15 protein-coding genes and 1 pseudogene are annotated in these 24,806 nt (G+C 68.8%); 8 read left to right on the plus strand and 8 right to left on the minus strand.

All coding sequences use genetic code 11. The features are described 5' to 3' along the window. Window positions 1-46 precede the first annotated feature (46 nt). A complete protein-coding gene (locus AC2YHT_RS01990) occupies window positions 47-2,857 on the plus strand; it encodes a TonB-dependent receptor (protein ID WP_487287914.1) in 2,811 nt (936 codons plus the stop codon). A 256-nt stretch (window positions 2,858-3,113) separates the two neighbouring features. Here the strand turns inward: AC2YHT_RS01990 and AC2YHT_RS01995 are convergent, their stop codons facing one another. Both AC2YHT_RS01995 and alaS read right to left on the minus strand, forming a co-directional pair. Beyond that, window positions 3,114-4,400 carry a serine hydrolase domain-containing protein gene (locus AC2YHT_RS01995; protein ID WP_487287915.1) on the minus strand — a complete coding sequence of 429 codons (1,287 nt, stop codon included), beginning with the start codon at window positions 4,398-4,400 and terminating at the stop codon, window positions 3,114-3,116. A gap of 95 nt (window positions 4,401-4,495) precedes the next feature. Further along, window positions 4,496-7,138, minus strand: coding sequence for an alanine--tRNA ligase (gene alaS, locus AC2YHT_RS02000; protein ID WP_487287916.1), 2,643 nt, complete (start codon window positions 7,136-7,138; stop codon window positions 4,496-4,498). 320 nt (window positions 7,139-7,458) lie between these two features. Between alaS and AC2YHT_RS02005 the strand changes: the two genes are divergently transcribed. Further along, on the plus strand, window positions 7,459-7,944 hold the full coding sequence (locus tag AC2YHT_RS02005) for a hypothetical protein (RefSeq protein ID WP_487287917.1): 486 nt from the start codon (window positions 7,459-7,461) through the stop codon (window positions 7,942-7,944). A gap of 408 nt (window positions 7,945-8,352) precedes the next feature. Here AC2YHT_RS02005 and recA read toward each other — a convergent pair whose 3' ends face one another. After that, the gene (gene recA / locus AC2YHT_RS02010) at window positions 8,353-9,423 is read right to left on the minus strand and encodes a recombinase RecA (protein ID WP_487287918.1); all 1,071 of its coding nucleotides are present in this window, start codon (window positions 9,421-9,423) and stop codon (window positions 8,353-8,355) included. Window positions 9,424-9,671: 248 nt separating this feature from the next. Here recA and AC2YHT_RS02015 point away from each other — a divergent pair, with 248 nt between their 5' ends. From AC2YHT_RS02015 to AC2YHT_RS02035, 5 genes and pseudogenes are all read left to right on the plus strand, one after another. After that, window positions 9,672-11,273, plus strand: coding sequence for an EAL domain-containing protein (locus AC2YHT_RS02015; RefSeq protein WP_487287919.1), 1,602 nt, complete (start codon window positions 9,672-9,674; stop codon window positions 11,271-11,273). A 117-nt stretch (window positions 11,274-11,390) separates the two neighbouring features. After that, window positions 11,391-11,849: pseudogene (locus AC2YHT_RS02020) on the plus strand (GAF domain-containing protein); the annotation flags it as partial. Then, a complete protein-coding gene (locus tag AC2YHT_RS02025; protein ID WP_487287941.1) occupies window positions 11,850-13,865 on the plus strand; it encodes a PAS domain-containing protein in 2,016 nt (671 codons plus the stop codon). Window positions 13,866-14,263: 398 nt separating this feature from the next. After that, window positions 14,264-14,674 (plus strand): hypothetical protein, encoded by a 411-nt coding sequence (locus AC2YHT_RS02030; RefSeq protein WP_487287920.1) that lies wholly within the window; start codon window positions 14,264-14,266, stop codon window positions 14,672-14,674. Window positions 14,675-14,747: 73 nt separating this feature from the next. After that, window positions 14,748-15,272 (plus strand): glycine cleavage system transcriptional repressor, encoded by a 525-nt coding sequence (locus AC2YHT_RS02035; protein WP_487287921.1) that lies wholly within the window; start codon window positions 14,748-14,750, stop codon window positions 15,270-15,272. Here the strand turns inward: AC2YHT_RS02035 and AC2YHT_RS02040 are convergent. Beyond that, complete coding sequence (locus AC2YHT_RS02040) at window positions 15,269-15,709, minus strand: transcriptional repressor (protein WP_110118725.1); 441 nt, start codon at window positions 15,707-15,709, stop codon at window positions 15,269-15,271. The genes AC2YHT_RS02035 and AC2YHT_RS02040 overlap by 4 nt on opposite strands. A gap of 181 nt (window positions 15,710-15,890) precedes the next feature. Between AC2YHT_RS02040 and AC2YHT_RS02045 the strand changes: the two genes are divergently transcribed. Next, window positions 15,891-16,799 (plus strand): LysR substrate-binding domain-containing protein, encoded by a 909-nt coding sequence (locus tag AC2YHT_RS02045; protein ID WP_487287922.1) that lies wholly within the window; start codon window positions 15,891-15,893, stop codon window positions 16,797-16,799. 141 nt (window positions 16,800-16,940) lie between these two features. Here the strand turns inward: AC2YHT_RS02045 and AC2YHT_RS02050 are convergent, their stop codons facing one another. From AC2YHT_RS02050 to AC2YHT_RS02065, 4 genes are all read right to left on the minus strand, one after another. Beyond that, entirely contained in the window at window positions 16,941-18,056 is a 1,116-nt protein-coding gene (locus AC2YHT_RS02050; RefSeq protein ID WP_487287923.1) for an acyltransferase family protein, read from the minus strand. A gap of 195 nt (window positions 18,057-18,251) precedes the next feature. Next, window positions 18,252-20,582 carry an alpha-N-acetylglucosaminidase gene (locus tag AC2YHT_RS02055; protein ID WP_487287924.1) on the minus strand — a complete coding sequence of 777 codons (2,331 nt, stop codon included), beginning with the start codon at window positions 20,580-20,582 and terminating at the stop codon, window positions 18,252-18,254. A gap of 105 nt (window positions 20,583-20,687) precedes the next feature. Continuing rightward, complete coding sequence (locus tag AC2YHT_RS02060; protein WP_487287925.1) at window positions 20,688-23,360, minus strand: TonB-dependent receptor; 2,673 nt, start codon at window positions 23,358-23,360, stop codon at window positions 20,688-20,690. 614 nt (window positions 23,361-23,974) lie between these two features. Continuing rightward, window positions 23,975-24,806: PTS sugar transporter subunit IIB (locus AC2YHT_RS02065; protein WP_487287926.1), on the minus strand; the 832-nt coding region annotated here is incomplete at its 5' end.

Consider the following 24,806-nt stretch of genomic DNA (forward strand, 5'->3'; position numbering starts at 1 on the left):
CCTCCCCCGGGTCGCCTCCGAGCCACGTCAGGCACAGGAGGAAACGATGAAGTCGTCGACCAGCGCGCAACTGTGGGCGGGTGTTTCGAGCGTCGCGGTGGCCGCCGCCGTGTTCGCCGCCCCGGCCATGGCCCTCGCCCAGACCGCGCCCGCCGCTCCGGCCGGCCAAACCGTCGAGCCCGACGCGGTCGAGGAAGTCGTCGTCACCGGCATCCGCGCCTCGCTGCGCAGCGCCATGGACACCAAGCGCAACTCGCTGCAGGTGGTCGACTCGATCTCGGCCGAGGATATCGGCCAGTTCCCCGACAAGAACCTCTCCGAAGCCCTGCAACGGGTGACCGGCGTGCAGATCAGCCGCCAGGACGGCGAAGGTCGCGGCGTCAGCATCCGCGGCGCCGATCCCAGCCTCAACCGCGTCGAGATCAACGGCTCGTCGGCCCTGTCGCTCACCGTCGGCGGCAGCGACCGCGCCGTGGACTTCCGCGACATCCCCGTCGAGTTCGTCTCGCGCCTGGACGTGGTCAAGTCGCCGACCGCCGACATGGCCGAAGGCGGCATCGGCGGCACGGTGCGGGTGATCACCCGCCGGCCGTTCGACAGCAAGGATCCCTATGTCGCCGGCTCAATCCAGGGCGTCTATTCGAACCTGGCCAAGGAATACGACCCCAAGGTCGCCCTGATCGGCAGCCGCACCTTCTTCGACGACAAGCTGGGCGTCCTGCTGTCGGGCACCTGGGAAAACCGCCACCTCAACAGCAACAACGCCCGCACCACCGGCTGGATTCGCCGGGCGGCCACGGCCACCGGCACGGGCGCGACGCCCGGGCGCAGCACCGACGTCAACAATGACGGCACGCTGGACTGGATCCCCGAGATCCCGCGCCTGATCATCGACCGCCGCGAGACCGAGCGCAAAGCCCTGAGCAGCGTCGTCGAATGGCGGCCGACCGACAACTTCAAGGCCTATTTCGACGCCACCTACGCCACCGCCAGCGAGAAGGTGAACAGCTCGTTCCTGCAGCTGGGCGCCTCGGGCGGCCTGATCGACTACAGCAAGACCACGCTGGGCGCCGACAACACGGTCAACCACATCGAGCTGACCAGCGACGCCAACTTCCCGATGGACCTGGCCTACCGCAACATCCTCGGCGGGCTGAAGCGCACCCAGTACACGACCGCCGTCGGCGGCGAGTGGAAGCTCGACCACTGGGTGTTCGACGCCCGCTTCGACTATTCGAACGCCGAGGTCCAGAACAACGAGATCAACTCCACCGCCACGGTGTTCGGCGTGCCGCGCGCCGTCGTCGACTACACCGGCGGCCAGGGCGCGCCGAACTTCTCGTTCCCGGGCCTGGACGTCACCACCGGCCAGGGCGTCAAGCGGATCGACGCCCTGTTCAACCCGCGCAACAACACCTCCGAAGAGACCGCCCAGCAGTTCAACGTCACCTACAAGCCGGAAAGCTCGTGGCTGACCTCGATCAAGGCCGGCGTCCAGGCGCGGCAGTTCGAGACCGACCAGATCCTCTACCAGCGCACGACGCGCCTGAATTGCCGCAACGACGCCAGCAGCGGCGCCGTGGTCGCGGTGGCGACCTCGTGCGCGACGCTCGAGAACATCGTCAACATCAACTCGATCGTGAACAGCATCCCGTTCTTCGAGACCGGCGACCTGGGCTATTCCGGCGGCATCCGCCAATGGAACGACAACACCATGGGCACCTACGCCGCCACCCTGGCGACGGCGGGCCTGATCAACGACGTCTACGGCGTCAATCCCAACGCCAACACCGCCGAGACCTATGGCGGCCGCGGCACCTTCCAGGCCTTCCTCGACACCTGGTCGGTGGAGGAGAAGACCCGCAGCGCCTACGTCCAGGCCGCCTTCGACTTCCGTGAACTGCCCGTGGGCATCAGCGGCACGCTGGGTGTCCGCGTGGTCGACACCGAGACCGTCTCCACCGGCTACAACCGCGTGCAGACCGGCACGACCTCGGCCCCGATCGTCAACTTCGTCAAGGGCGAGCAGGACGGCGGCTACACCAAGACCCTGCCGTCGCTGAACCTGCGGTTCGAGTTCATCCCCGGCAAGCTGATCGGGCGCGCCGCCGCCAGCAAGGTGATGGCCCGCGCCGCCCCCAGCCAGTTGGCCCTGCGTCGCAGCATCGACCAGATCGGCTTCACCGGCTCGCGCGGCAATCCGGACCTGCAGCCCTTCGAGGCCACGGCCTACGACGCGGGCCTGGAGTGGTACTTCGCCAAGGACAGCTTCGTCTCGGCGACCTACTTCCGGAAGGACATCTCGTCCTTCATCATCAACCAGACCACCTCGGAGGTCATCGACGGCCAGACCTACGCCATCTCGCGCCCGGTCAACGGCACCGACGAGGTGTCGATCAACGGCCTGGAAGTGGGCGGCCAGTACGCCTTCGACTTCCTGCCCGCGCCGTTCGACGGCTTCGGGGTCCTGGCCAACTTCACCTACCAGAAGGACAAGGGCTTCAAGGGGGTCAACCTGCTGACCAACGAGATTCTGCCGTTCCCGGGCCTGTCACGTAAGAGCTACAACGTCTCGCTCTACTACGAGAACGACAAGTTCAGCGCCCGCGCCTCGTACAACTGGCGCGACGACTGGCTGATCACGGCCGCCGGCCGCGGCAACCTGCCGGAGTTCAACAAGGCCTTCGGCTCGCTGGACGCCTCGGCCAGCTACAACGTCAACGACAAGATCACCGTCTTCGTCGAGGGCGTGAACCTGACCGACGAGGTGCGCATCGAATACAACAGCGCCGCTCGCCGGATCGGCAACGAGACCTTCGGCTCGCGCTACTTCTTCGGCGTCCGCGCGAAGTTCTAAGGAAGCCTGGATCCAGACGACAGGGGCGCTCTTTCCGAGAGGGAGGAGCGCCCTTTTTCGTTCACCCCCTCGCCCGTCATCCCGGGCGGAGGGCCGCGAAGCGGACCGCAGACCCGGGACCCAGGGGACTGGGCCCGGCGCACGGGTTCGCCATCCGCGGGCGGCCGACACACTGCGGCGGCCCCTGGGTCCCGGCTCTACGCGCTGCGCGCTTCGGCCGGGATGACGATGGATTTGAGCTGACGAAAACCGCCCCTCAGGGCGCGACCTCCACCGCCTCGCTGCCCTTCAGCTGCAGCCAGTCGGTGAACGGCAGGTGGTAGTAGAGGTCGAAGACCTCGGCCTGCAGCTTGAAGGGCAGGCTGCTCTCGCTGTTCCACAGCATGACGACGCCGGTCTTGGTCGCCGGGTCGAACATCATGGTCGAGCGGTAGCCGTCGACGGCGCCGCTGTGGCCGGCCAGGCGGTGGCCCTGGTAGCCGAAGCTGCGCATGCCCAGGCCGTAGGCCGGTTTGTCGAGCGAGCGGCCCAGCGGCGAGTTGCCGTAGGGCCGGTTGGTGAGCACGCGCGGACGCTGGATCTCCTCCAGCACCCTGGCCGGCAGCACGGCGGGCGCCAGGCCCATCTGGGCCTGCATCCAGCGCGCCAGGTCGACGATGTTGGAGTTCACACCGGCGGCGGCCGGCACCCGGTAATAGGCCTCGGCCAGGATCGACTCGCGACCGTAGCGGGTGGGCCGCGCCCAGTGCCGCTCGCCACGGATCTCCTCCATGCCGATGGTCGTGCTGCCCATGCCCAGCGGCAGGAACAGCTTCTGGCGCGCCTCCTCGGCGTAGGGCCGGTGGGTGGAGGCCTCGATGACCTCGCGGATCGTGTCGTAGGCGAGGTTCTGATAGGTGTGGCAGGTGGCCGGCGGGCACTGCGGCGGCACCGCGCCCAGGGCTTGCCGGATCGTCTTCGGATCACGGCCGCCTTCCAGCCAGCCGTCATAGGCGTTGCGCGGCAGGCCGGTGCGCTGCGACAGCAGCTGCTCGACCGTCAGGGTCTGCTCGGCCCCGCCCGGCAGGCGCAGGCTGACGCCGAACCTGGCCAGCGGGTCCTGCAGCGAGAACGCTCCCTCCCCGGCCAGCCGCGCGCTGAGGGTCGAGGCCACGGTCTTGGACAGCGAGGCCCAGCGGAACACGGTGTCGGCGTTCACCGCCTCGCCGTCGTTCGGCGTGGTCTGGCCATAGCCCTTCACGAACGACAGCCGGCCGTCCTCGACCACGGCGACGGCCAGGCCCGTCATGCTGCGGTCGGCCATCATCGTGCGGATGCGGGCGTCCAGCGCGCGGTAGTCGATCTTGCCGCGCCAGTCCTTGGCCTCCAGCGGCAGGACGACGGGGGTCGCGGCCGCGGCGACCTGGCGCTCGGCCTTTGTGCCAGGCTCGGACGGCCGCGTGCAGCGCGAGACGGTCAGGCCGACGCCGCCGCCGATCACCGCCACCACGGCGGCGAGGCCCAGCCAGACCCGCCAGGCGCGACGCTCGGCGGGATCGGGCATGATGTTGTGGATCTTACGCAGGCGCTGGTCCGCCGATACTGACTTGAGAACGAAGTCGGCCCGCTTCGGCGAGGAAGCGGGCCGATCTAAGGCGATCAGCCGGCCAGAACGGCCTTGATGGCGGCCAGGCCGTCGTCGGCCTTGGTCGCGTCCGGGGCGCCGCCCTGGGCGAAGTCGGGCTTGCCGCCCGCGCCCTGGCCGCCCATGGCGATCACGGCGGCCTTGGCCAGTTCGGCGGCGCTGAACTTGCCGACCAGGTCGGCGGTCACCGCCACGGTGACGGCGGCCTTGCCGTCGGTCGTGCCCACCAGGGCCACGACGCCGCTGGTCAGCTGCTTCTTGAACTCCTCGGCGACGCCGCGCAGTTCCTTGCCGCCGACGCCGTCGAGGACGCGGGCGATCAGGGCGGTGCCACTGACGTCTTCCGGACCGGAGGCCGCGCCGCCGCCGCCCAGGGCCAGCTGCTTCTTGGCCTCGGCCAGTTCCTTCTCCAGCTTCTTGCGCTCGGCCACCAGGGCGTCGACGCGAGCCAGGACCTCGGCGACCGGGGTCTTGAACTGGTCGGCCAGGGCCTTGGCGACGCCGGCCTGGTCGAGCAGGAAGCGGCGGGCCGCCTCGCCGGTCAGGGCCTCGATGCGGCGCACGCCGGCGGCCACGCCCTGCTCGGAGACGATCTTGAACAAGGCGATGTCGCCGGTGCGGGCCACGTGGGTGCCGCCGCACAGCTCGACCGAATAGGCCTTGCCGGCTTCGCTCAGCGAGTCACCGAGGGTCAGCACGCGCACGCTGTCGCCGTACTTTTCGCCGAACAGCGCCACGGCGCCGGCCTCGATGGCCTCCTGCGGGGCCATTTCCTTGGTCTGGGCCGCCACGTTCTGACGGATGACCGCGTTGACCTCGGCCTCGATGCGCTCGATCTCGTCGGGCGACAGCGGGCCGCCGTGGCTGAAGTCGAAGCGCATGCGCTCGCCGTCGACCATCTGGCCCTTCTGGGCGACGTGCGGGCCGAGCACATGGTGCAGGGCCGCGTGCACCAGGTGGGCGGCGGAGTGGTTGGAGCGGGTGGTGTGGCGGCGCTCGGCGTCGACCGAAGCCACAACCTGGTCGCCGACCTTCAGCGGACCGGCCAATTCGACGCGGTGCACGTGCAGTTCGCCGGCCTGCTTCTGGGTGTCGAGCACGCGGCTCTCGGCGCCATTGGCCTCGATCACGCCGGTGTCGCCGGCCTGACCGCCGCTCTCGGCGTAGAAGCTGGTGCGGTCGAGCAGCACGTCGACGGTCTGGCCGGCCTCAGCGGACTCGAGCTCGGCGCCGTCGGCGACGATGGCCTTCACCACGCCGGTGGTCTCGGTGGTCTCGTAGCCGACGAAGTCGGTGGCGCCGGCCTTTTCCTTGATCGAGAACCAGGCGGCGGCCGCGCCCTGCTGGCCCGAACCGGCCCAGTTGGCGCGGGCCATCTGGCGCTGACGGTCCATGGCCACGTCGAAGCCGTCGGTGTCGACCGTGATGCCCTTGGCGCGCACGGCGTCCTGGGTCAGGTCGAGCGGGAAGCCGTAGGTGTCGTAGAGCTTGAAGGCGGTCTCGCCGTCCAGCACGCCGCCGCTTTCGAGCCCGGCGGTAGCTTCGTCAAGAAGCCCCATGCCGCGACCCAGGGTGACGCGGAAGCGCTCTTCCTCCTGGCGCAGAGTCTCGACGATCGAGGCCTCGGCGCGGCGCAGTTCCGGATAGGCCTGGCCCATCTCGGCCACCAGGGTCGGGGCCAGACGGTGCATCAGGGGCTCATTGGCGCCCAGCAGATAGGCGTGGCGCATGGCCCGGCGCATGATCCGGCGCAGCACGTAGCCGCGGCCTTCGTTCGACGGGGTGACGCCGTCGGCCAGCAGGAACGACGACGAACGCAGGTGGTCGGCGATCACGCGGTGCGACGGGGCCTGGTCGCCCTCGGCCTTGACGCCGGTCAGCTCGACCGAGGCGGCGATCAGGGCCTTGAACAGGTCGATGTCGTAGTTGTCGTGCTGGCCTTGCAGGACGGCGGCGATGCGCTCCAGGCCCATGCCGGTGTCGATCGAGGGCTTGGGCAGCGACAGGCGCTCGCCGCCGGCCAGCTGCTCGAACTGCATGAACACCAGGTTCCAGATCTCGATGAAGCGGTCGCCGTCTTCATCCGGGCTGCCCGGAGGGCCGCCGAAGATGCCTTCGCCGTGGTCGTAGAAGATTTCCGAGCACGGGCCGCAGGGGCCGGTGTCGCCCATGGACCAGAAGTTGTCGCTGGTCGGGATGCGGATGATCTTGTCGTCGGACAGGCCGGCGATCTTCTTCCACAGATCGGCCGCCTCGTCGTCGGTGTGGTAGACCGTGACCAGCAGCTTGTCCTTGGGCAGGGCGAACTCGCCGGTCAACAGGGTCCAGGCGTGGGTGATCGCCTGTTCCTTGAAGTAGTCGCCGAACGAGAAGTTGCCGAGCATCTCGAAGAAGGTGTGGTGGCGGGCGGTGTAGCCGACGTTGTCCAGGTCGTTGTGCTTGCCGCCGGCGCGGACGCACTTCTGCGAGCTGGCCGCGCGCGGATGCGCGGGGGTCTCGGCGCCGGTGAAGACGTTCTTGAACGGCACCATGCCCGCATTGACGAACAGCAGGGTCGGATCGTTCTGCGGCACCAGCGGCGCCGACGGCGTGACGGCGTGGTCGGCCTTGCCGAAGTAGTCGAGGAAGGTGCTGCGGATCTCGTTGAGGCTAGGCATCGTCGTCTCGGGAATCTCGAAAGGTCCGGTGTCGGCCGGAAGTCGGCGCTGCATAGCGCGGTTTCAAGATTTGTGGAAATCGAATGGAAGAACCTCACCCCGTGGGAGAGGCGATCGCCTGGCGATCGGTGGGGGGCGTATGTTGGCGGACGGCCAACGCGGCGGACGCTGAAAACGTCCCCCCTCCGGCCCTCCGGGCCACCTCCCCCTGAGGGGGAGGATCTTGGTTGGCGCAGCGCCAGGAAGTCCACCGGGAGCGCTGTCGCCCCCTTGGCTTGACAGGCCTCCCGCTCCTACTATCGCCCTACGGGAGGAACGCCATGACCGACGCCGGGATCGCGGGACGAGCAGCCGCCGTGCGGGTCGATGGACGCGCCAGGCGCGGCGGCTGGATCTTCTGGGCGGCGATCGCCATCGCCCTCGCCGCGCCGCTGATCGGCTTCGTCGTGGTCAAGCAGCGCGAGGCCGCCGGCGCCGCCGAGGCCTATTGGAGCCTGGTGGGAACGCCCTGCCCGGCCCTGGATCAGGCCGCCTTCGAGGCCCGGCAGCGCAAGCCGATGACCTTCGCCTTTGACAGCCTCAGCGTGGCGCGGGGCGCCGGCCACATGGAATGCACCCACCGGACCTACGCCCAGGCCAGCGGCAAACGCGAGGCGCCGGTCTGCGACTTCAGCGGCCCGATCGCCCTGGCGGTCAGCATCGGCGGGCGGCGGGCGTTCTATGCGCCGACGGGATCGGCGCGGGTGGCCGTGATCGACGGCGCTCCGGTGTGCGTGCAGCGGCCGTGGACGAAGATCGGGAACTGAGGGGCTGGGGCTTCTCGCCTACCCTGTCGCGGGGGAAACCGGCCGATATTTCGGAAGCTGAAAACGGCCCCCCTCCGGCGCTTCGCGCCACCTCCCCCAGAGGGGGAGGATCTTTTGGTCGGAGCCGCGCCAGGAAGGTGCCCCCCTTGGGGGAGCTCTCGCGGAGCGACTGAGGGGGAAGGCCGGCCCTCTGCGGCGGTCGCCCCCTCCGTCACGACGCGTTTCGCGCCGCGCCACCACCCCCGCTTTGCGGGGGAGGATAAACGAAATCGGACGCCTGGCATGGGGTCCAGGCGTCCGGGGATCGCGGCCGTCGTGGCGGTGTAGATCCGCCGCGGGCGTATGGCGGGGTCGCCCTCGGCGGGCGGCGGCCGCGAAACTCGGAGCAGGCGCGCCCCGAGCTGTCTCTTATTCTTCCTCGCCGTCCTCGGGACCGCCGACCAGCAGCTCTTCCTCGATCTTCTGCGAGGCCTTGCGCACGGCCATCTCGATCTCGTTGGCCAGGTCCTTGTTGTTCTTGAGGAACTCGCGGACGTTGTCGCGGCCCTGGCCGATGCGCTGGCTGTTGTAGGAGAACCAGGAGCCGGCCTTGTCGATGATGCCGCCCTTGACGCCCAGGTCGATGATCTCGCCCAGCTTCGAGATGCCCTCGCCGTACATGATGTCGAACTCGACCTCGCGGAACGGCGGGGCCACCTTGTTCTTCACCACCTTAACGCGGACGTTGTTGCCGATGATCTCGTCGCGGTTCTTGACCGAGCCGGTGCGACGGATGTCCAGGCGCACCGAGGCGTAGAACTTCAGCGCGTTGCCGCCCGTGGTCGTTTCCGGGCTGCCGTACATCACCCCGATCTTGTGACGGATCTGGTTGATGAAGATGACGATTGTGTTGGCCTTGTTGATCGAGCCGGTCAGCTTGCGCAGCGCCTGGCTCATCAGACGAGCTTGAAGACCGGGCAGGCTGTCGCCCATCTCGCCTTCGATTTCGGCCTTCGGGGTCAGGGCGGCCACGGAGTCGACCACGACGATGTCGACGGCGCCCGAGCGCACCAGGGTGTCGGTGATCTCCAGGGCCTGCTCGCCGTTGTCCGGCTGCGAGACCAGCAGATTGTCGAGATTGACGCCCAGCTTGAAGGCGTAACCCGGATCCAGCGCGTGCTCGGCGTCGACGAAGGCGGCGGTGCCGCCGGCCTTCTGGACCTCGGCGACGACGTGCAGGGCCAGGGTGGTCTTGCCCGAGCTTTCAGGGCCGTAGATCTCGATCACCCGGCCCTTGGGCAGGCCGCCGATGCCCAGCGCGATGTCCAGGCCGAGCGAGCCGGTGGAGACCGACTCCATCTCGACCTTGCCCTTTTCGCCCAGCTTCATCACCGAGCCCTTGCCGAAGGCCCGATCGATCTGCGCCAGGGCCGCTTCTAGCGCCCGCGCCTTGTCGCCTTCTTCCTTGCCCACGAGTTTCAAAGCCGCCTGACTGGTCATTGGATGATCCGCCTTATTCCATGATTCCGACCGTCCGGCCGGAAGTTCGAGCGCCTCGGCGCCCACCGCCTGTGGAATGATTAATGCGTACACATTTTGTTCTATGTTCGCAAGATGTTCTTTTTCGTTCCGGCGCGCCCGCCGGACCTGCCTGCGACGGGCGGTCGCAGCCCCATCGGCGACCCGCCCCCGTGCACGGGTCTTTAAGCTAAGGCGCGCAAGCTGCCCCACCTCTGGGGAGCTCTGCCTTGTCGATCGATCCGCGCCGCCTGCTGGGACTGGCCTTCGCCAGCGCCGACCTATTGCTGGAACTCGAGGGCGACCGGGTCAGCCTCGCCCTGGGCGCGGCGCAAAAGATCATGGGCAAGCCTGAAACCTCCTTGATCGGCCGCGTCTGGCGCGACCTGTTCACCGCCGCGGACCGCCCGCTGATGGACGCCGCGCTCTATGCTCTCGACGAGGGCCAGCGCCGGGGTCCGGTCACCGTCCGCGTCGCCGGGGAGCCGGAGCGCTTCGTTGGAGTCACTCTGCGCGCCCTCCCCGACAATTTCGGTCGTACCTCCATCGCGGTCACCGCCGCCCGCGCGCCCGCGGGAGGCCTCGACGCCGCCGGCCTGCGCCCGCGCGAGAACTTCGAGGAGATCGCCAAGGGCCTGTTTGAAGCCGCGCGGGTCACCGGGCTCGAGCTGGAACTGGCCATGGTCGAGTTCGCCGGCCTGTCGGCCCTGCGCGAGGGCCTGAACGCGCCCGACGCCCTGGCGCTGGACCTGAAGATCGCCGGCGCGGTGCGGGCCGAGTCCCACGCCGGCGCCATGGCCACCCAGGTCTCGCCCGAGCGCTACGCCCTGCTGCGCGCCAAGGACGACCGCCCCGAGGCCCTGGCCGCCCGCCTGACCAAGATCGCCGCCCTCGACGCCAGCGCCCACGTGGTGCCGCTGGACGGCGGGACCTCGTCGCGCGGCCTGCGCGCCCTGCGCTACGCCCTCGACGACTTCCTGCGCGAGGGCCTCAAGGACACCCCGCCGCTGACCCTGTCCGAAGCGATGAACCGCTCGGTCAAGCGCACCCTGGCCCGCGCCGGCGCCCTGGGCGCGGCCGTCAGCCAGCGCCGCTTCACCCTGGCCTACCAGCCCGTGGTCGACCTCGCCTCTGGCCAGGCCCACCACCACGAGGCGCTGGTGCGCTTCGAGGACGGCGCCAGCCCCTTCGCCCTGATCCGCATGGCCGAGGAGTTCGACATCATCGAGGAGCTGGACCACGCCATCGCCGAGCAGGCGGTGCGCCGGATCGCCTCGGACCGCAGCGGCGCGGTGAAGCTGGCCGTCAACGTCTCGGGCCGCACCATCGTCAGCGAGACCTTCGTCGATCACATCAACCGCCTGCTGACCCAGACTCCGGCCGCCAGGGGCAAGCTAATCTTCGAGGTCACCGAAACCAGCGCCATCGACGACCTGCCCCGCGCCAACCGCCACATCCAGGCCCTGCGCGGCCTCGGCTCGCTGGTCTGCCTGGACGACTTCGGGGCCGGCGCGGCCTCGTTCGCCTACCTCCAGGAACTGACCCTCGACATCGTCAAGATCGACGGCCGCTACGTGCGCGAACTGGCCGGCAACAGCCGCGACGGCGCCATGGTGCGCCGCCTGGTCGAGCTGTGCCGCGACCTCGACGTCCGCACCGTCGCCGAGATGGTCGAGACCGCCGAGGTCGAGGACGTGGTCCGCAAGGCCGGCGTCGACTTCGCCCAGGGCTGGCTCTACGGCAAGCCGGCCGACCAGCCGCAGCCCTCGCAGAAGCCCTTGGCCGTCACCCCGATGGCCCGCCGCGCCGGCGTGTCGGAAGGCTGGGGCTGAAAAACTTTACCCTGATCGCGTGGAACCGTTGATCGCGCCAAGCGTCTTAAGCCTCTAGTCGATAGGCGCGTCGGCTATCCGACGCCGCCGGTGATTGAGGGGGGCCTCAAGTTTCGCATGGACGCCGCCGATCCGGCGGAGCGTGAGGCCGATCGCCTCGCGGCGCTCCGCCGTTACGACATTCTGGACACCCCGCGCGAGGCGGCCTTCGACGAGATCGTCGCCCTGGCGGCCGAGATCTGCGGCGCGCCCATCGCCGTCGTCAACCTGATCGACGAGCACCGTCAGTTCTTCAAGGCCGAGGTCGGCCTGGGCGTGCGCGAGACGCCGCTGGAGACCTCGTTCTGCGCCAAGGCGATCCTGGAAGACGACTTCCTGCTGGTGCCCGACGCCACGCGCGACCACCGCTTCGACGGCAATCCCCTGGTCACCGGCGAGCCGCACCTGCGGTTCTACGCCGGCGCTTTGCTGAAGACCGCCGAGGGCCTGCCGATCGGCACGCTGTGCGTGCTCGACACCGCGCCCAAGGAGCTGTCGCCCCTGCAGCAGCGCACCCTGCAGGTGCTGGCCCGGCAGGTGATGAGCCAGCTCGACCTGCGGCTTTCGCTGCAGCATCGGGCCCAGAGCGAGCAGCTCTACCGCACCCTCTTCGACTCGATGGACGAGGGCTTCTGCATCATCGAATTCTTCGACGGCCCGCACGGGCCGCTAAGCGACTATGTCCACGTCGACGCCAACGCCGCCTACGCCCGCCACGCCGGCATCCCCGAGGTGGTCGGCCAGAAGCTGCGCGAGATGGTGGGCGACGAGGCCGACGCCTGGGTGGCGCGCTACGGCCAGGTGCTGCGAACCGGCCAGCCGATCCGCTTCGAGCAGGAACTGGTGGCCACCGGCCGTTACCTTTCGCTGTCGGCCTTCCGCATCGAGCCGCCCGAGCGCAGGCAGGTGGCGGTGCTGTTCCAGGACGTCACCGAGCGCCGCCGGGCCGAGTTGGCCCTGCGCCAGCTGAACGAGACCCTGGAGCAGCGGGTGGCCTCGGCCCTGGCCGAGCGCCGGGTGCTGGCCGACGTGGTCGAGGGCACCGCCGCCCTCGTCCAGGTGATCGACAACGACTTCCGCTGGCTGGCCGTCAACGGCGCGGCGGTGCGCGAGTTCGAGCGGGTGTTCGGGGTGACCCCGCGGGTCGGCGACAGCATGCTCGACCTGCTGGCCGACCATCCCGACAACCGCGAGCAGGTGCGCGCGGTCTGGTCACGCGCCCTGGCCGGCGAGGAGTTCGTCGCGGTCGAGGCCTATGGCGATCCCGCCGGCTACCGCCGCGACTACGAGATGCGGTTCGGCGTGCTGCGCGACGAGGCCGGCGTCCAGGCCGGCGCCTATCAGTTCGTCTACGACGTCACCGAGCGCCTGGCCGAGCAGGACCGCCTGCGCGAGGCCGAGGACGCCCTGCGCCAGGCCCAGAAGATGGAGGCCGTCGGCCAGCTGACCGGGGGTCTCGCCCACGACTTCAACAACCTGCTGTCGGGCATCTCCGGCTCGTTCGAGATGATCGGCACGCGGCTGTCGCAGGGCCGCATGGTCGATGTCGACCGCTACGTGACCGCCGGCCAGGGCGCGGCGCGGCGGGCCGCCGCCCTCACCCACCGCCTGCTGGCCTTCTCGCGCCGCCAGACCCTGTCGCCCAAGCCGATCGTCATCAACCGGCTGATGGCCGAGTTCGTCGAGCTGGTGCGCCGCACCGTGGGACCGGCGATCAAGGTCGAGACCGTCGCGGCCGGCGGCCTGTGGCCTACCCTGGTCGACGCCAACCAGCTGGAGAACGCCCTCCTCAACCTCTGCATCAACGCCCGCGACGCCATGCCCGACGGCGGCCGCATCACCATCGAGACCGGCAACAAGTGGCTCGACCGCCGCTCGGCCGATGAGCGCGGCATGGAGCCGGGCCAATATGTCTGCATCTGCGTCAGCGACACGGGCGTGGGCATGGACAAGGCTGTCCAGGAGCGGGTGTTCGACCCGTTCTTCACCACCAAGCCGATCGGCGAGGGCACGGGCCTTGGCCTTTCCATGGTCTACGGCTTCGCCCGCCAGTCGCACGGCCACGTGCGGATCTATTCCGAACTGGGCCAGGGCACGATGGTCTGCATCTACCTGCCGCGTCACTTCGGCAAGGAGGAGAGCGACGAGAGCGACGTCGCCGCCGCCCTGCCCGCGCCCGCCGCCGCCGGCGAAACCGTGCTGGTGGTCGATGACGAGCCGACCGTGCGGATGCTGATCGTCGATGCGCTGCAGGAGCTGGGCTACGCCTGCATCGAGGCCGCCGATGGTCCGGCCGGCCTGCGCCTGCTGCAGACCGACGCCCGCATCGACCTTCTGATCACCGACGTCGGCCTGCCCGGCGGGCTGAATGGCCGCCAGGTGGCCGACGCCGCCCGCGCCCTGCGGTCCGACCTGAAGGTGATGTTCATTACCGGCTACGCCGAGAACGCGGTCCTCAACCACGGCCATATCCAGCCCGGCATGGAGGTGCTGACCAAGCCCTTCGCCGTCGCCGACCTGGCCGGGCGGGTGGATCGTATGCTGAGGAGTTGAGGGTCAGGAATGTGGCGAAATCCGGCTTGAACTCGACCATCCGGTTAGGCATGATTCAATGGCGGGATAAGCGATATCTGAAGTCCATAAAGGCGTACCTACGTGTCGAAAGCACGTCGGCGCGAATACGCGCGCGTGCACGTTCTGAAGTCCTAGTCCGATCTCCCTGACGCCTTGGGCGACGGCTCTTATGCGATGTGGCGGCGCGCTGCGTCGGTCGAAGGCGTCGCCATTGTCGCCGGCCGTCCAGACGAGCCCCCAGAAGGAGGCGGCATGGCGGTTTTGGTCGATCTGGGTCCGAACATTCAGGGCGCATCACGCGCCTCCGCTCGACAATGCGCCGTCAGCCTGCGCGGAGGTTTCCGCGAACGGGTCCTCATGCCCGGAGGGCCGCCGCGATGGGCCTGAGCATCACGTCCGCCGACCTCGTCATTCTGGCCAGGATCGGACTGTTCACAACCATAGCCGGCGCCGCGGCGGGCTGCCTGGCCTCTATCGCCAAGCACTTCTTCGCCTATCGCACCAAGTGCTCCGACAACGAGGTCGCGAAACTGGTGATCCAAACCGACCTGCAAGACCGAGACAACGAACGCGATCACCAAATCAAGGAGATAGTCCTGGCCCAATCCTCCAAGCAGGCGATCACCGAGACCCTCCGCGGCGTTCTGGGACTGCGTGAGCGGCCGCTCACGTCTCCGCCTTCCAAGCCACGCAGGTCGCGCAAGCCTCGAAAAGCAAGCAGCGACAGCGCTATGAAGGAGCGGCCGGCCAACGACGAGGGCGGTCCGCGACGCACCCGCCTGCATTGACGGACGCCGCGGGTCGTGGCTGGCTCGCCGCCTCCGTTCGGGCGACGCCCGTCCGCTTAAGTGAAGGACTCCCATGGCCAGGCTGATCTTGAGCGTCGTCGGCAGCGACCGGCCAGGCCTCACCCAGGCGCTGGCCCAGGCGGTGCTGTCGGCAGGCGGCAACTGGCTGGAGAGCCATCTCAGCCGGCTGGGCGGACTCTATGTCGGCTCGGTGCTGGTCGAGCTCGACGAAGGCAAGGTCGAGGCCCTGCGCGCGGCCGTCGCCGCCGTGGACGCCCAGGGCCTGGAGGTGCGGATCGCGCCTGCCGTAGATGCGCCCGAGACCGCCGGCGAAGCGATCCAGCTGGCCCTGGTCGGCCAGGACCGGCCGGGCATCGTGCACCAGGTGACGGGCGTGCTCAGCGGCCTTTCGGCCAATATCGAGACCTTCGGCACGCGCCTCAGCGTCGAACCGCATTCGGGCGCGCCGCTGTTCCACATGGAGGCCCGGCTGCGCCTGCCCGCCGGCCTGTCGGTGGCGACCGTGCAGGCGGCGCTGGAGGACATCTCGGGCGAGATCATGGTCGACATCGCCCTGGCGCCCGCCGAGGCAAACTAGCTCCCGCCTTCGCCTTTCCCATCGGGCGGCTTGCGCAGCACCACCATCACCTCCACCCCGCCCGGCCGCCGGGCCAGGGCGTCGCGCAGCATGGCCAGCAAGGTCTCTTCGGAGACGTGCAGGTCGACGATCCGCGCCGTCTCCTCATAGACCATGTGGAAGTGCGGCTCGGGCTGGGTGTCGAACACCGGCTCGGGGCCGGTGGTCGGCAGGCGCGAGACCAGGCCGTGGTCGGCGAAGGCCTCCATCTGGCGGGCCAGTTCGCCAAGCGGGATCGACAGGCCGGCCTCGGCGGCCAGGTCGGCGACCTCCGGCAGGGTCAGGTGGGTCTCCTCGGAGGCGCGCAGCAGCGCCAGGAGTCGGGGCGCCGGGCCGCGGCTCGGCAGTCCCGCCCGGCGCAGCGCGTCCTGCAGGACGGCGTCCACGGCGTGAGGCATCGAAGGCGTCCTCCCGGGGCGGAAGGACGGTCGCGCTCTTTGACGGCGTCGCGACCTGTCCCGCGCCCGAATTCCGGCGCCGCCCGAAGGCGCCACCGCGAAAGACCTTCACGCAAACTCAGATTGAATAGAAGCGCCAAGATCCAATGGTTGCGATAGGCTTCCCCTATCGGGAGGAACCATGAACCTGCGAGACCTGCGCTACCTGCTGGCCGTGGCCGAGCACGAGCATTTCGGCCGCGCCGCCCGCGCCTGCGGCGTCAGTCAGCCCACCCTGTCGGTGCAGATCCGCAAGCTGGAGGAACTGCTGGGCGTCACGCTGTTCGAGCGCACCAGCAAGACCGCCGCCCCGACCGCCGCCTGCCGCGAACTGCTCGACCACGCCCGGGCGGCTGTGACGGCGGGCGAGGCGGTGCTGGCCACGGCCCGGAACCTGCGCGACCCGCTGGCCGGCCGCTTCCGCCTTGGGATCATCCCGACCCTGGCCCCCTACCTGCTGCCGCTGATCTTCGCTCCGCTGCGCGAGGCCCTGCCCCATCTCGAGATCGAGCCCTGGGAGGACCAGACCGCCGCCCTGCTGGAGCGTCTGCGCGCCCACGAGCTGGACGCCGTCCTGCTGGCCACCGACGAGGCCGCGCCCGATCTCGACGGCCGCGCCCTGTTCGCCGAACCGTTCCTGGCCGCCCTGCCGCCGGACCATCCGCTGGCCGGCCAAAAGGTCATCGCCGAGACCGACCTGGCGCGCGACATCCTCGTCCTGGCCGACGGCCACTGCCTGCGCGACCAGGCGCTGGAGGCCTGCGGCAAGTCCAGCACGGCGCTGAGCACGGCCCTGCGCGCCTCCAGCCTCTCGACCCTGCTGAACATGGTCGCCGCCGGCTACGGAACCACCCTGATCCCGGGCCTGGCCTCGGGCGCGGCGCAGGACGCCGGCATCGTGCTGCGGCCGCTGTCGGCGCTGACCAGCCGCACCGTCCGCATCGTCTGGCGCACCCACTTCCCCCAGCGCCCCGCCGCCGAGGCCGTGGGCGAGATCATCGCGGCGCGGCTGAAGGGCTATGCCGAGGGCGCGGCGGCGGGGGCGGTTTAGGAAAACCCTCTCTCTTAGAGAGAGGGAGGGGCCCATGGCGAAGCCATGGGAGGGTGAGTGGTTACGAGGTTTGACGGCGTGCCGGCACGCCGGCCGGCGGCGTACCCCCTCACCCCAGCCCTCTCCCCATGGGAGAGGGAGCTACAGCTTCACCACCCAATTCTTGCGGTACATCACCCAGCCCAGCAGCCAGCACACCAGCATGTAGGCCACCGCGCACAGCAGCGAGCCCACAGGCCCCGGCGCGACCGCCTGGAACACGTGCACGCCCACCCACTCGTAGGGACCCACGCCCCCGATCGCGAACTGGTTCAGCGTCACCACGAACAGCTCCGAGAACAGGTAGATCACCAGCGGATTGAGGCCGAACACCTGGAAGAAGCGGGTGGCGGCGTTGGGCTCGCGGCCTTCCAGCACGGCCGTCAGGGCGGCCAGCAGCAGGAGGTCGACACCGACCGTCAGCAGCACGAAGGGGCCGGTCCACAGCTTCTTGGCGATCGGGAACCAGGGGTTCCAGGCCAGGGCCGCCAGGATCAGCACGCCGCCGATACCGGCCATGCGGACCAAGGTCTTGCGGGTGTCGGTCGCCTGGCGCAGGGCGCGGGCGGCGAGATAGCCGGCCAGCACGTTGACCGCCGACGGCAGGGTGCCCAGCAGCCCCTCCGGATCGAAGCCGCCGTCCTTGCGATAGAGGTGGTCGCGGCCCACCACCAGCAGGTCGAGCTTGGTGCCGGCGTTGCCGAGCTTGGAATAGGGATCGCCGTCGCCGAAGCCCAGCAGGATCGCCCAGTAGCCCAGCAGCAGGCCCGCGCACAGCGCCAGGATCCAGCGTGGCGACAGGAACCGCGCGGCGAAGGCGGCGATCAGGTAGCACAGGGCGATCCGCTGCATCACGCCCATCACCCGGGTCTGGGAGAACGGCGCCAGCGCCCAGTGCCCGTCCACGTGATGCACGAACGGGAACCAGTACATCAGGAACCCGAGCAGGAAGATCAGCGCCGTGCGCTTAGCTACCTTGGCGGTGAAGTCCGGCAGCGGGATCGGCCGCGAGAACGCGAACGCCATCGAGCAGCCGACGGCGAACAGGAACGAGGGAAACACCGCGTCGGCGGCCGTGAAGCCGAACCACTTGGCGTGCACCAGCTGGGTGAAGGCCTTGGCGCCGGGACCGGCGGTATTGACCACGATCATCAGGCAGACCGTCAGGCCGCGGAACACGTCCAGCGACAGGAAGCGGGGGGCGGGCTTGGTGCTCATGGTCTGATCCTCGAGCCATTCGACATTCCGGAGCTCGCCTCCCCGCACCGTGTCTCCCCGCGAAGGCGGGGATCCAAGCTGAGCAGGCGGGCCTGCCCGGGAACGCGCGTAATCCTGAAAGTCAGCTTGGGTCCCCGCCTTCGCGGGGATTGAACGGTTGAATGTGGACGTCGAAAGCTAAAGTGGTTCGGCTCGCTAGGCCCGGTCGATACGCGCGATCAGCGCCCTGACCCCGGCGACCGGGTCGGCCGGCGCCTGGCGGCGATAGGCGACGTCGGCGGCCAGCCAGGTCTTTTCCCAGGCGATCCCGTCCTTGACCACGGCGGCCTCGTCGAAGGACCCGGTCCCGGCCGCCTTCAGGGCGTCGAGGAAACGGCCCCAGCGCGGCAGGTAGAAGTCGGCATAGAGCCCCTGCCAGGCCTTGGAGGCGTAGTCGTTGAGGTTGCCCTCCCCGCCCCACACCGTCACCTGGGCCTTGGCGTTGCTCACATAGGTCGCCTTGTCGGCGGGCGTGTCGCCATAGGCGCGGGCGTCGTCGATCCAGGTGGCCAGGGTCTCGGGCTGCACGCCCAGCAGGGCGTCGATGGCCAAGGCCAGGTCCTGAACCTTGCGGCGGGCGGCGTCGCCGGCAACCGCGTCGCCCTTGCGATAGGCGGTGACGGCGGCCTGCAGCTGGACGTCGATCTCCAGGCTGGCCAGCTGCCGGGCGGCGTCGACCAGGTCGAGCACGAACAGCTTTTCCTTGGCGTAGCCCGGCGCCAGGGCGCTCAGCGCCCGCACGGCCGCATCCAGCTTGGCGCGGTCGCCCGGATGGCCCGGGAACTCGCCGATGGTCGCCGTCGGCCGCTTGAAGAAGAGATAGGCGCCCGCCTTGCTCTTCCACCAGCGCGAGGACCAGTAGCGGGTCGAATAGGCGCCCTGGACCAGCAGGCCCATGGCCGCGTCCAGCTGCGGCGAGGTCTTGCCGTAGCGGGCCTTCGAACGGCTCGACAGCCAGGCGGCCGTCGAGGCCCCGCCGCCGTTCCAGGCCAGGTCGTAGACCGCCTCGTAGACGATCGAGTTGTTGTGCAGGCCCTCGGGGAACATGCCGAAGCCCGACAGCTTGCCGGTCTCGGAACTGGCCGCCACCGCGGCGATGTCGCGGCGGTAGTAGTCGAGATCGCCATAGACCGGGTTGCTGCCGCCGTAGTTATGGACGTAGCCATAGATCCACGGCTTGCCGCCGAAGGCCTTGGCGTTCTTCCAGACGTCGGGATAGCGGTCGTTGCCGATGTCGAGGATCATCAGCTTCTCGTCCGGCACGCGGCTGAGATAGGCGCTGATCGCGGCCGGATCCCAGAAGTGGCTGTCGGCGCCGAACAGCCAGCCCTGCATCACCCACACCGCGTCCGGCCGGGCCTGGCGGATGGAGTCGTAGATCGCCTTGCCATAGGCGGCCAGGCGCTCGGCCTTCAGGGCCGGATCGACCTCGACCTTGGTCTTGGTCGCCGCCGTGTTGGCCGTGCCGTCGCCATAGGCCGCGTCGCGCGCATCGGCGCCGTCGGCGTTGATCGGCGGCAGCATCTCGTTGAAGGAGTCGGCGAGGTAGTAGGTCCCCGCGCCATAGGTCTGGGTGTAGAGCGCCAGGAACCGGCCGGCGATCCTGGCGAACAGCGGGTCGGCCGGGTCGAGCCAGTAGGTCTCGTGGAAGCCTTCCCATGGCCGCATGCGGTAGATCTTGGCCTTGGGGTTCTTCTTGGCGAAGGCCTTGGGCACGTAGCCGCCGAAGGCCGGCAGGATCGGCGTCATGCCAAGCCCGCGCATACGCGACAGGATCTTGACCTGCAGATCCTTCTTCTTGTCGATCCACGCGGTCGGCAGCGGGGCGGCATAGCCCTCGATATTGCCCATCCGGTGCCAGGGCGTGAACGCCGCGCCGGAGAAGTAGTCGGCCAGCTCGGCCTCGCTCAGCCCGAACTCGCGCCACAGGGCCCGCCAGACATATTCCTGGCCTTCCATGGCCAGCGGCATGTCGACGCCATGCACCGCCATCCAGTCGATCTCGCGGGTCCAGCGGTCCCAGCCCCACCAGGGCGTGGTGTAGCCGTAGGTGCAGGTATTGAGGTAGGCGCGGTGGGCGAAGGGGCTTTCGACCCGGCCGGTGTCGGCGTCGGGCAAGCGGGCCGGCAGGGCGACGCGGTCGCCTTCCCAGCTCACCGAAGCCGCGCCGTTGTCCTTCAGATAGGCGTAGGCGCCGCGAGCCAGGGCCACCGGCGTGTCGCCGCTGATCGCCGCCTTGCCGCCGGCCGCCTTCACCACGTAGCCGGGCTTGCCGCCCTTGGAGGCCGTCAGGGCCAGCTGGATTCCAGCGGCCTTGGGTCCGAACCGCCGCGCCAGCACCGCCCGCGCCGCCGCCACGCCGCCCGGCTCTCCAGCCGCCTTGCCCGCCGTCTTACCCGCCGCCTGGGCCAGGGAAGGCGCGGTGGAGACGGCCATCAGGGCCAGGGCCTGCTTCAGGGTCTGGCGACGCGAGGGGATGGACGGCATCGTTGGCTCTTGCTCCAAAACGAAAATCTGGTCGCCGCCCAGGAGTCAGGCGGCGACCAGCAGTTGCGCCGCACGGAACGGCGTCTCCGGGGAGGAGATACGGGGTTACATCTTGTACTGGAACGACAGGTAGTAGCTGGGGCCGGTGACCGAGGTCATCTGCCAGCGGCTCTCGTTGCCGAGATAGGCCTTCTCCTGGGCGTTGTTGATGTTCATCGCCGCGAACGACAGGCTGAGCTTCTCGTTGATGTTGTAGCCCAGGTTCAGGTCGAACTGGGTGCGGGCGTCAACGGTGTGGCCCAGGGGACCCGAGAAGAAGCTCTCGACCGAGGTCTGGTCGTAGGCGCTGCGATAGTTGGCCGACAGGCGCGCGCTGAACGTCTGGTTTTCCCAGTAGATCGTGCCGTTGGCGGTGTGCTCCGACAGGTTGGCCAGCTTGAAGCCGGTCACCGAGGTCGCCGGATTGACGTGGGTGTAGTTGGCGATCAGGCCGAAGCCCGCGATCGGCAGCCAGGCGTCGAGCGACTGTTGCCAGTTCAGCTCGTAGCCGTGGATGTCGACGGTGCGCGCGTCGTTGAAGCTCTGGGTGATGGTGTAGGTGTCGCCGGCGGCCGAGACGCAGACGCCGCTGCTGTCGGTCGACAGCGAGGTGCCTTCGTACGCGGTCGGGCACATGGTCGAGGTGTAGACGCCGTTCTTGACCTTCTTCGAGAAGAAGCCCGCCGACAGGCCGTTGCCCGAACCGTAGTACCACTCCAGGCTGACATCCAGCTGGTTGGCGGTCATCGGGTCCAGCGAACCCTGGCCGATCGAGATCGTGTAGACCTTGTGGCCGGTGGTGTCGGTGGTGCTGGTCATGGTGGTGGCCAGCTGGTTGTTGGAGTCGATGATCGGACGCACCAGCACCTTGGCCGCGGCGACGCGCAGCAGCAGGTTGTCGGTGATGTCGAAGCTGAAGTTCGCCGACGGCAGGACGTTGTCGTACGACTTCTTGGTCGTGTAGGTGCCGGCCACCAGCTTGACTTCGGTGTTCTGCGGGTTAGCCGCGCCGCCGACATAGCCGTTGACGGTCTGGTCGGTGCTTTCGCGACGCACGCCGATGTTGCCGCGGAAGGTGCGCGACAGCACTTCGCCCTTCAGGTTGGCCATGGCGTAGAGCGAACCGAGGTCACGCTCGACGCGGAACGAACCGGCCGGGTCGAAGGCTTCGTAGACGGTCACGCCCTGGGCCTTGAGGGCCGCGCGATAGGCGTCGAGGTTCGGCGACACCCAGCTGCCCGGCAGCGTCATGTCGCCGTCCAGGAAGTTGGTCACCAGGATGCCCGAGCCGGCCATGGTCGGCGAATAGGAGGCCGGGATGGTGTTCTGGCCGTCGCGGCGCACGACGTAGCGCTTGAGCACTTCCTGGCGGATCTTGCCGCCAAACTGCACGGAGTCGAGGATGCTGAAGTTCACGTAGCGCTTGGCGTCGAACTGGCCGGCGTTCTCGTAGGAGTCGATCGTCCGGTAGGCGCCGTTCGGGTAGGTGTTCCGGATCAGCGTCGAGGTGTTGTACTGGGCGGTGTCGTCCAGCGCCGTCGCCGTCGAGAACACGATGTTCTTGGGGTTGCTGATGTCGAGCGTGGCGCTCGAGATGTTGACCCCGAGGATCGCCGCCTCTTCGTTGAACAGGGCGTGGCCGCGCGAATAGTGGCCGACGCCGCTGAAGTCCCAGTTCTCGATGCCGGTCCAGCGCACCTTGGTGGTGAAGGCGCCGGTCGACTGCGGACGGTCCTCGTGCTGGTGGTTGTTCTCGAGGCGGAAGTTGTTGATCTGCACCTTGGTGGCGGTGTTGTTCGCCGTCGCCAGGGTCACCACGTTCGAGGCCGAGGGGGTGGTGAACAGGAAGACCTGCTGGTGCAGTTCCTGCGTCGTCTCGTCCTTGGCGTAGGTGGCGATGGCGTCGATCTGCAGGTCGTCGGTCGGCTTGAACTGGATCGCGCCGTTGACCATGCTGCGCTTGGTCTCGCGGTCGATGCGGCGATAGCGCAGGCGGGCCGGGGTGTAGACGCCGTTGCTCACGGTCCAGCGGTCCATCCACAGATAGTCGCCGCGGTCCTTCAGCTCCTGGTAGCCGGCGCCGAGGAAGACGCCCAGCTTGCCGTCGAGGAAGTGGTCGACATAGGTCGCGCCGAACTTGGCGGTCGGGTCGCCGCCGATCAGTTCCTGCTGCTGCAGCTTGCCGGCGAAGATCAACTGGCGGCCCTTCACGTTGAAGGGGTGCACGGTGTCGATGTTGACGGTGCCGGCCAGGCCGCCGGCGTCCATGTCGGCGGTCGGCGACTTGTAGACCTGGATGCCCGAGGCCAGCTCGGTCTGGATGACGTCGTAGCGGAAGCCGTCGGTGAAGTTCGAGCTCTTGAAGGCCTGGCCGTTGACCGTGGTCAGGGCGTACTGCGGACCCAGGCCCCGGATGCTGATCGTCGAGCCGCGGCCGTTGATGTTGGAGATCTGCACGCCCGGAATGCGCTGGATGGCTTCAGCGATGTTTTCCGACGGGAACTTGCCGATGTCCTCGGCCGAGATGCCGTCCGAGACGCGCACGTCGTTGCGCTTGGTGTCGAGCGCCGTGGCCAGGCTCTTGCGGAAGGCGGTGACCACCACCTCGTCGACGGCCTCGCTGGGCGCGGCCTCTTGCGCGGCGGCGACGCCGGCGAAGCTGACGCCCGCCAGCAGGGCCAGGGCGAAGGCCTTGCGCTGGGCGGCGGGCCTGAAACTCGTAAGCTTGTGACCGATCATCCTGTTATCCCCTCAAGCTGGCGCGGCGCGCGCGCCCTGTGAACGCCGCTCCCCCGCGGCGTTGTTTTTGAGCAGACCATTTAAAGACCTTTTTTCGCTGCTCACCGGCAACCTAGGGGCCGACGCGATACCCGTCAAAGCCGACAACCCGTTCTATTGCTTGTATTTCGGCAGAGATTGCCGGTTAGGCGCCCAATTTGTCGGGCTAAGCCGCGCCGCATATCGGCGATCGGCAACAAATACGAATAAAGTCAGTCGATTAGTGAAATTTTGTCCTTATTGGACAGGGCCAGGCATAATACCAATTTAATGCCTTTTTTGCGACCATTCGCGCCCAACACCCCGGGTGCACGCAAGCTCCGCGCGCAATCCACCGACCTCCGCGCGCGCAACTTGCGCCCGGCGCCCACGAAAAGGCGCCCGCGCCCCGCGAGCGCGGCCCCGCATGACGCGAGTCGCTGATTGATGTCAGGCGGCAAACCTCGGCGCCGCCCCCTCCCCCGTAAAACCCCCGCGAAAGCGGGGGCCCAGGTGTTTTATCGTCGAGCGCCGTGGGTGGCGGAAAAAGCCTGGGTCCCCGCTTTCGCGGGGATCTTACGGAAGGGGTGAGCGCTCTAGACGGCCACCGCCTCTTGCAGCGCCTTGGCCACGGCCTCGGCCTTGGGTCCAAGCACCAGGTGCACCACCGGCCCATCAAGCCGCACGAGCGCGCGGACGCCGGCGGCCTTCAGCGCCGCCTCGTCCAGCTTGGACGGATCGGCCAGTTCGAGCCGCAGACGGCTGGAGCAGGCGCTGACGGCCAGCAGGTTGGCCGCGCCACCGAGACCCGGCAGCAGGGCCTGGGCGGTCTTTGGATCGGCCGCCTGGACCGGCGCAGCGGCCACGACGGCCGGAGCCTGTACCCCCGCGCCCGCCGCCTGGCGGATCTCGCCGGCGACGGTGTCGGCGATGGGGCCCAGCACCACCTGCAGGGCCTTGTCGGAGGGACGCACGACGCCGCGCGCGCCCAGGGCCTTGAGGCGGGCTTCGTCGACCGCCTTCTGGTCGGCGACGATCAGGCGCAGGCGCGTGGTGCAGGCGTCGACGCTGACGAGGTTGGAAGGTCCGCCCAGGGCGATGACGAAGTCGGCGCCGCGGCCGCCGGCGCTGGGGGCCGGGGCGGCGTTGAGGAGCGCGGCTTCCTCCTCCGGCTCGCGGCCGGGGGTCTTCAGGTCGAAGCGGACGATGAAGAACCGGAAGAGACCGTAATAGACGGCGAAATAGACCGCCCCGATCGGCAGCAGGAAGAGCGGGTGCGTGGCCTTGCCGAAGTTGAGGACGTAGTCGAAGAGGCCCGCCGAGAAGGTGAAGCCCAGCTTCACGTCCAGCAGGTTCATCAGCGCCATCGAGACGCCGGTCAGGATGGCGTGCACGGCGTAGAGCGCCGGGGCCAGGAACATGAAGGAA

It is taken from the genome of Caulobacter sp. SRI_008 (assembly GCF_057586355.1).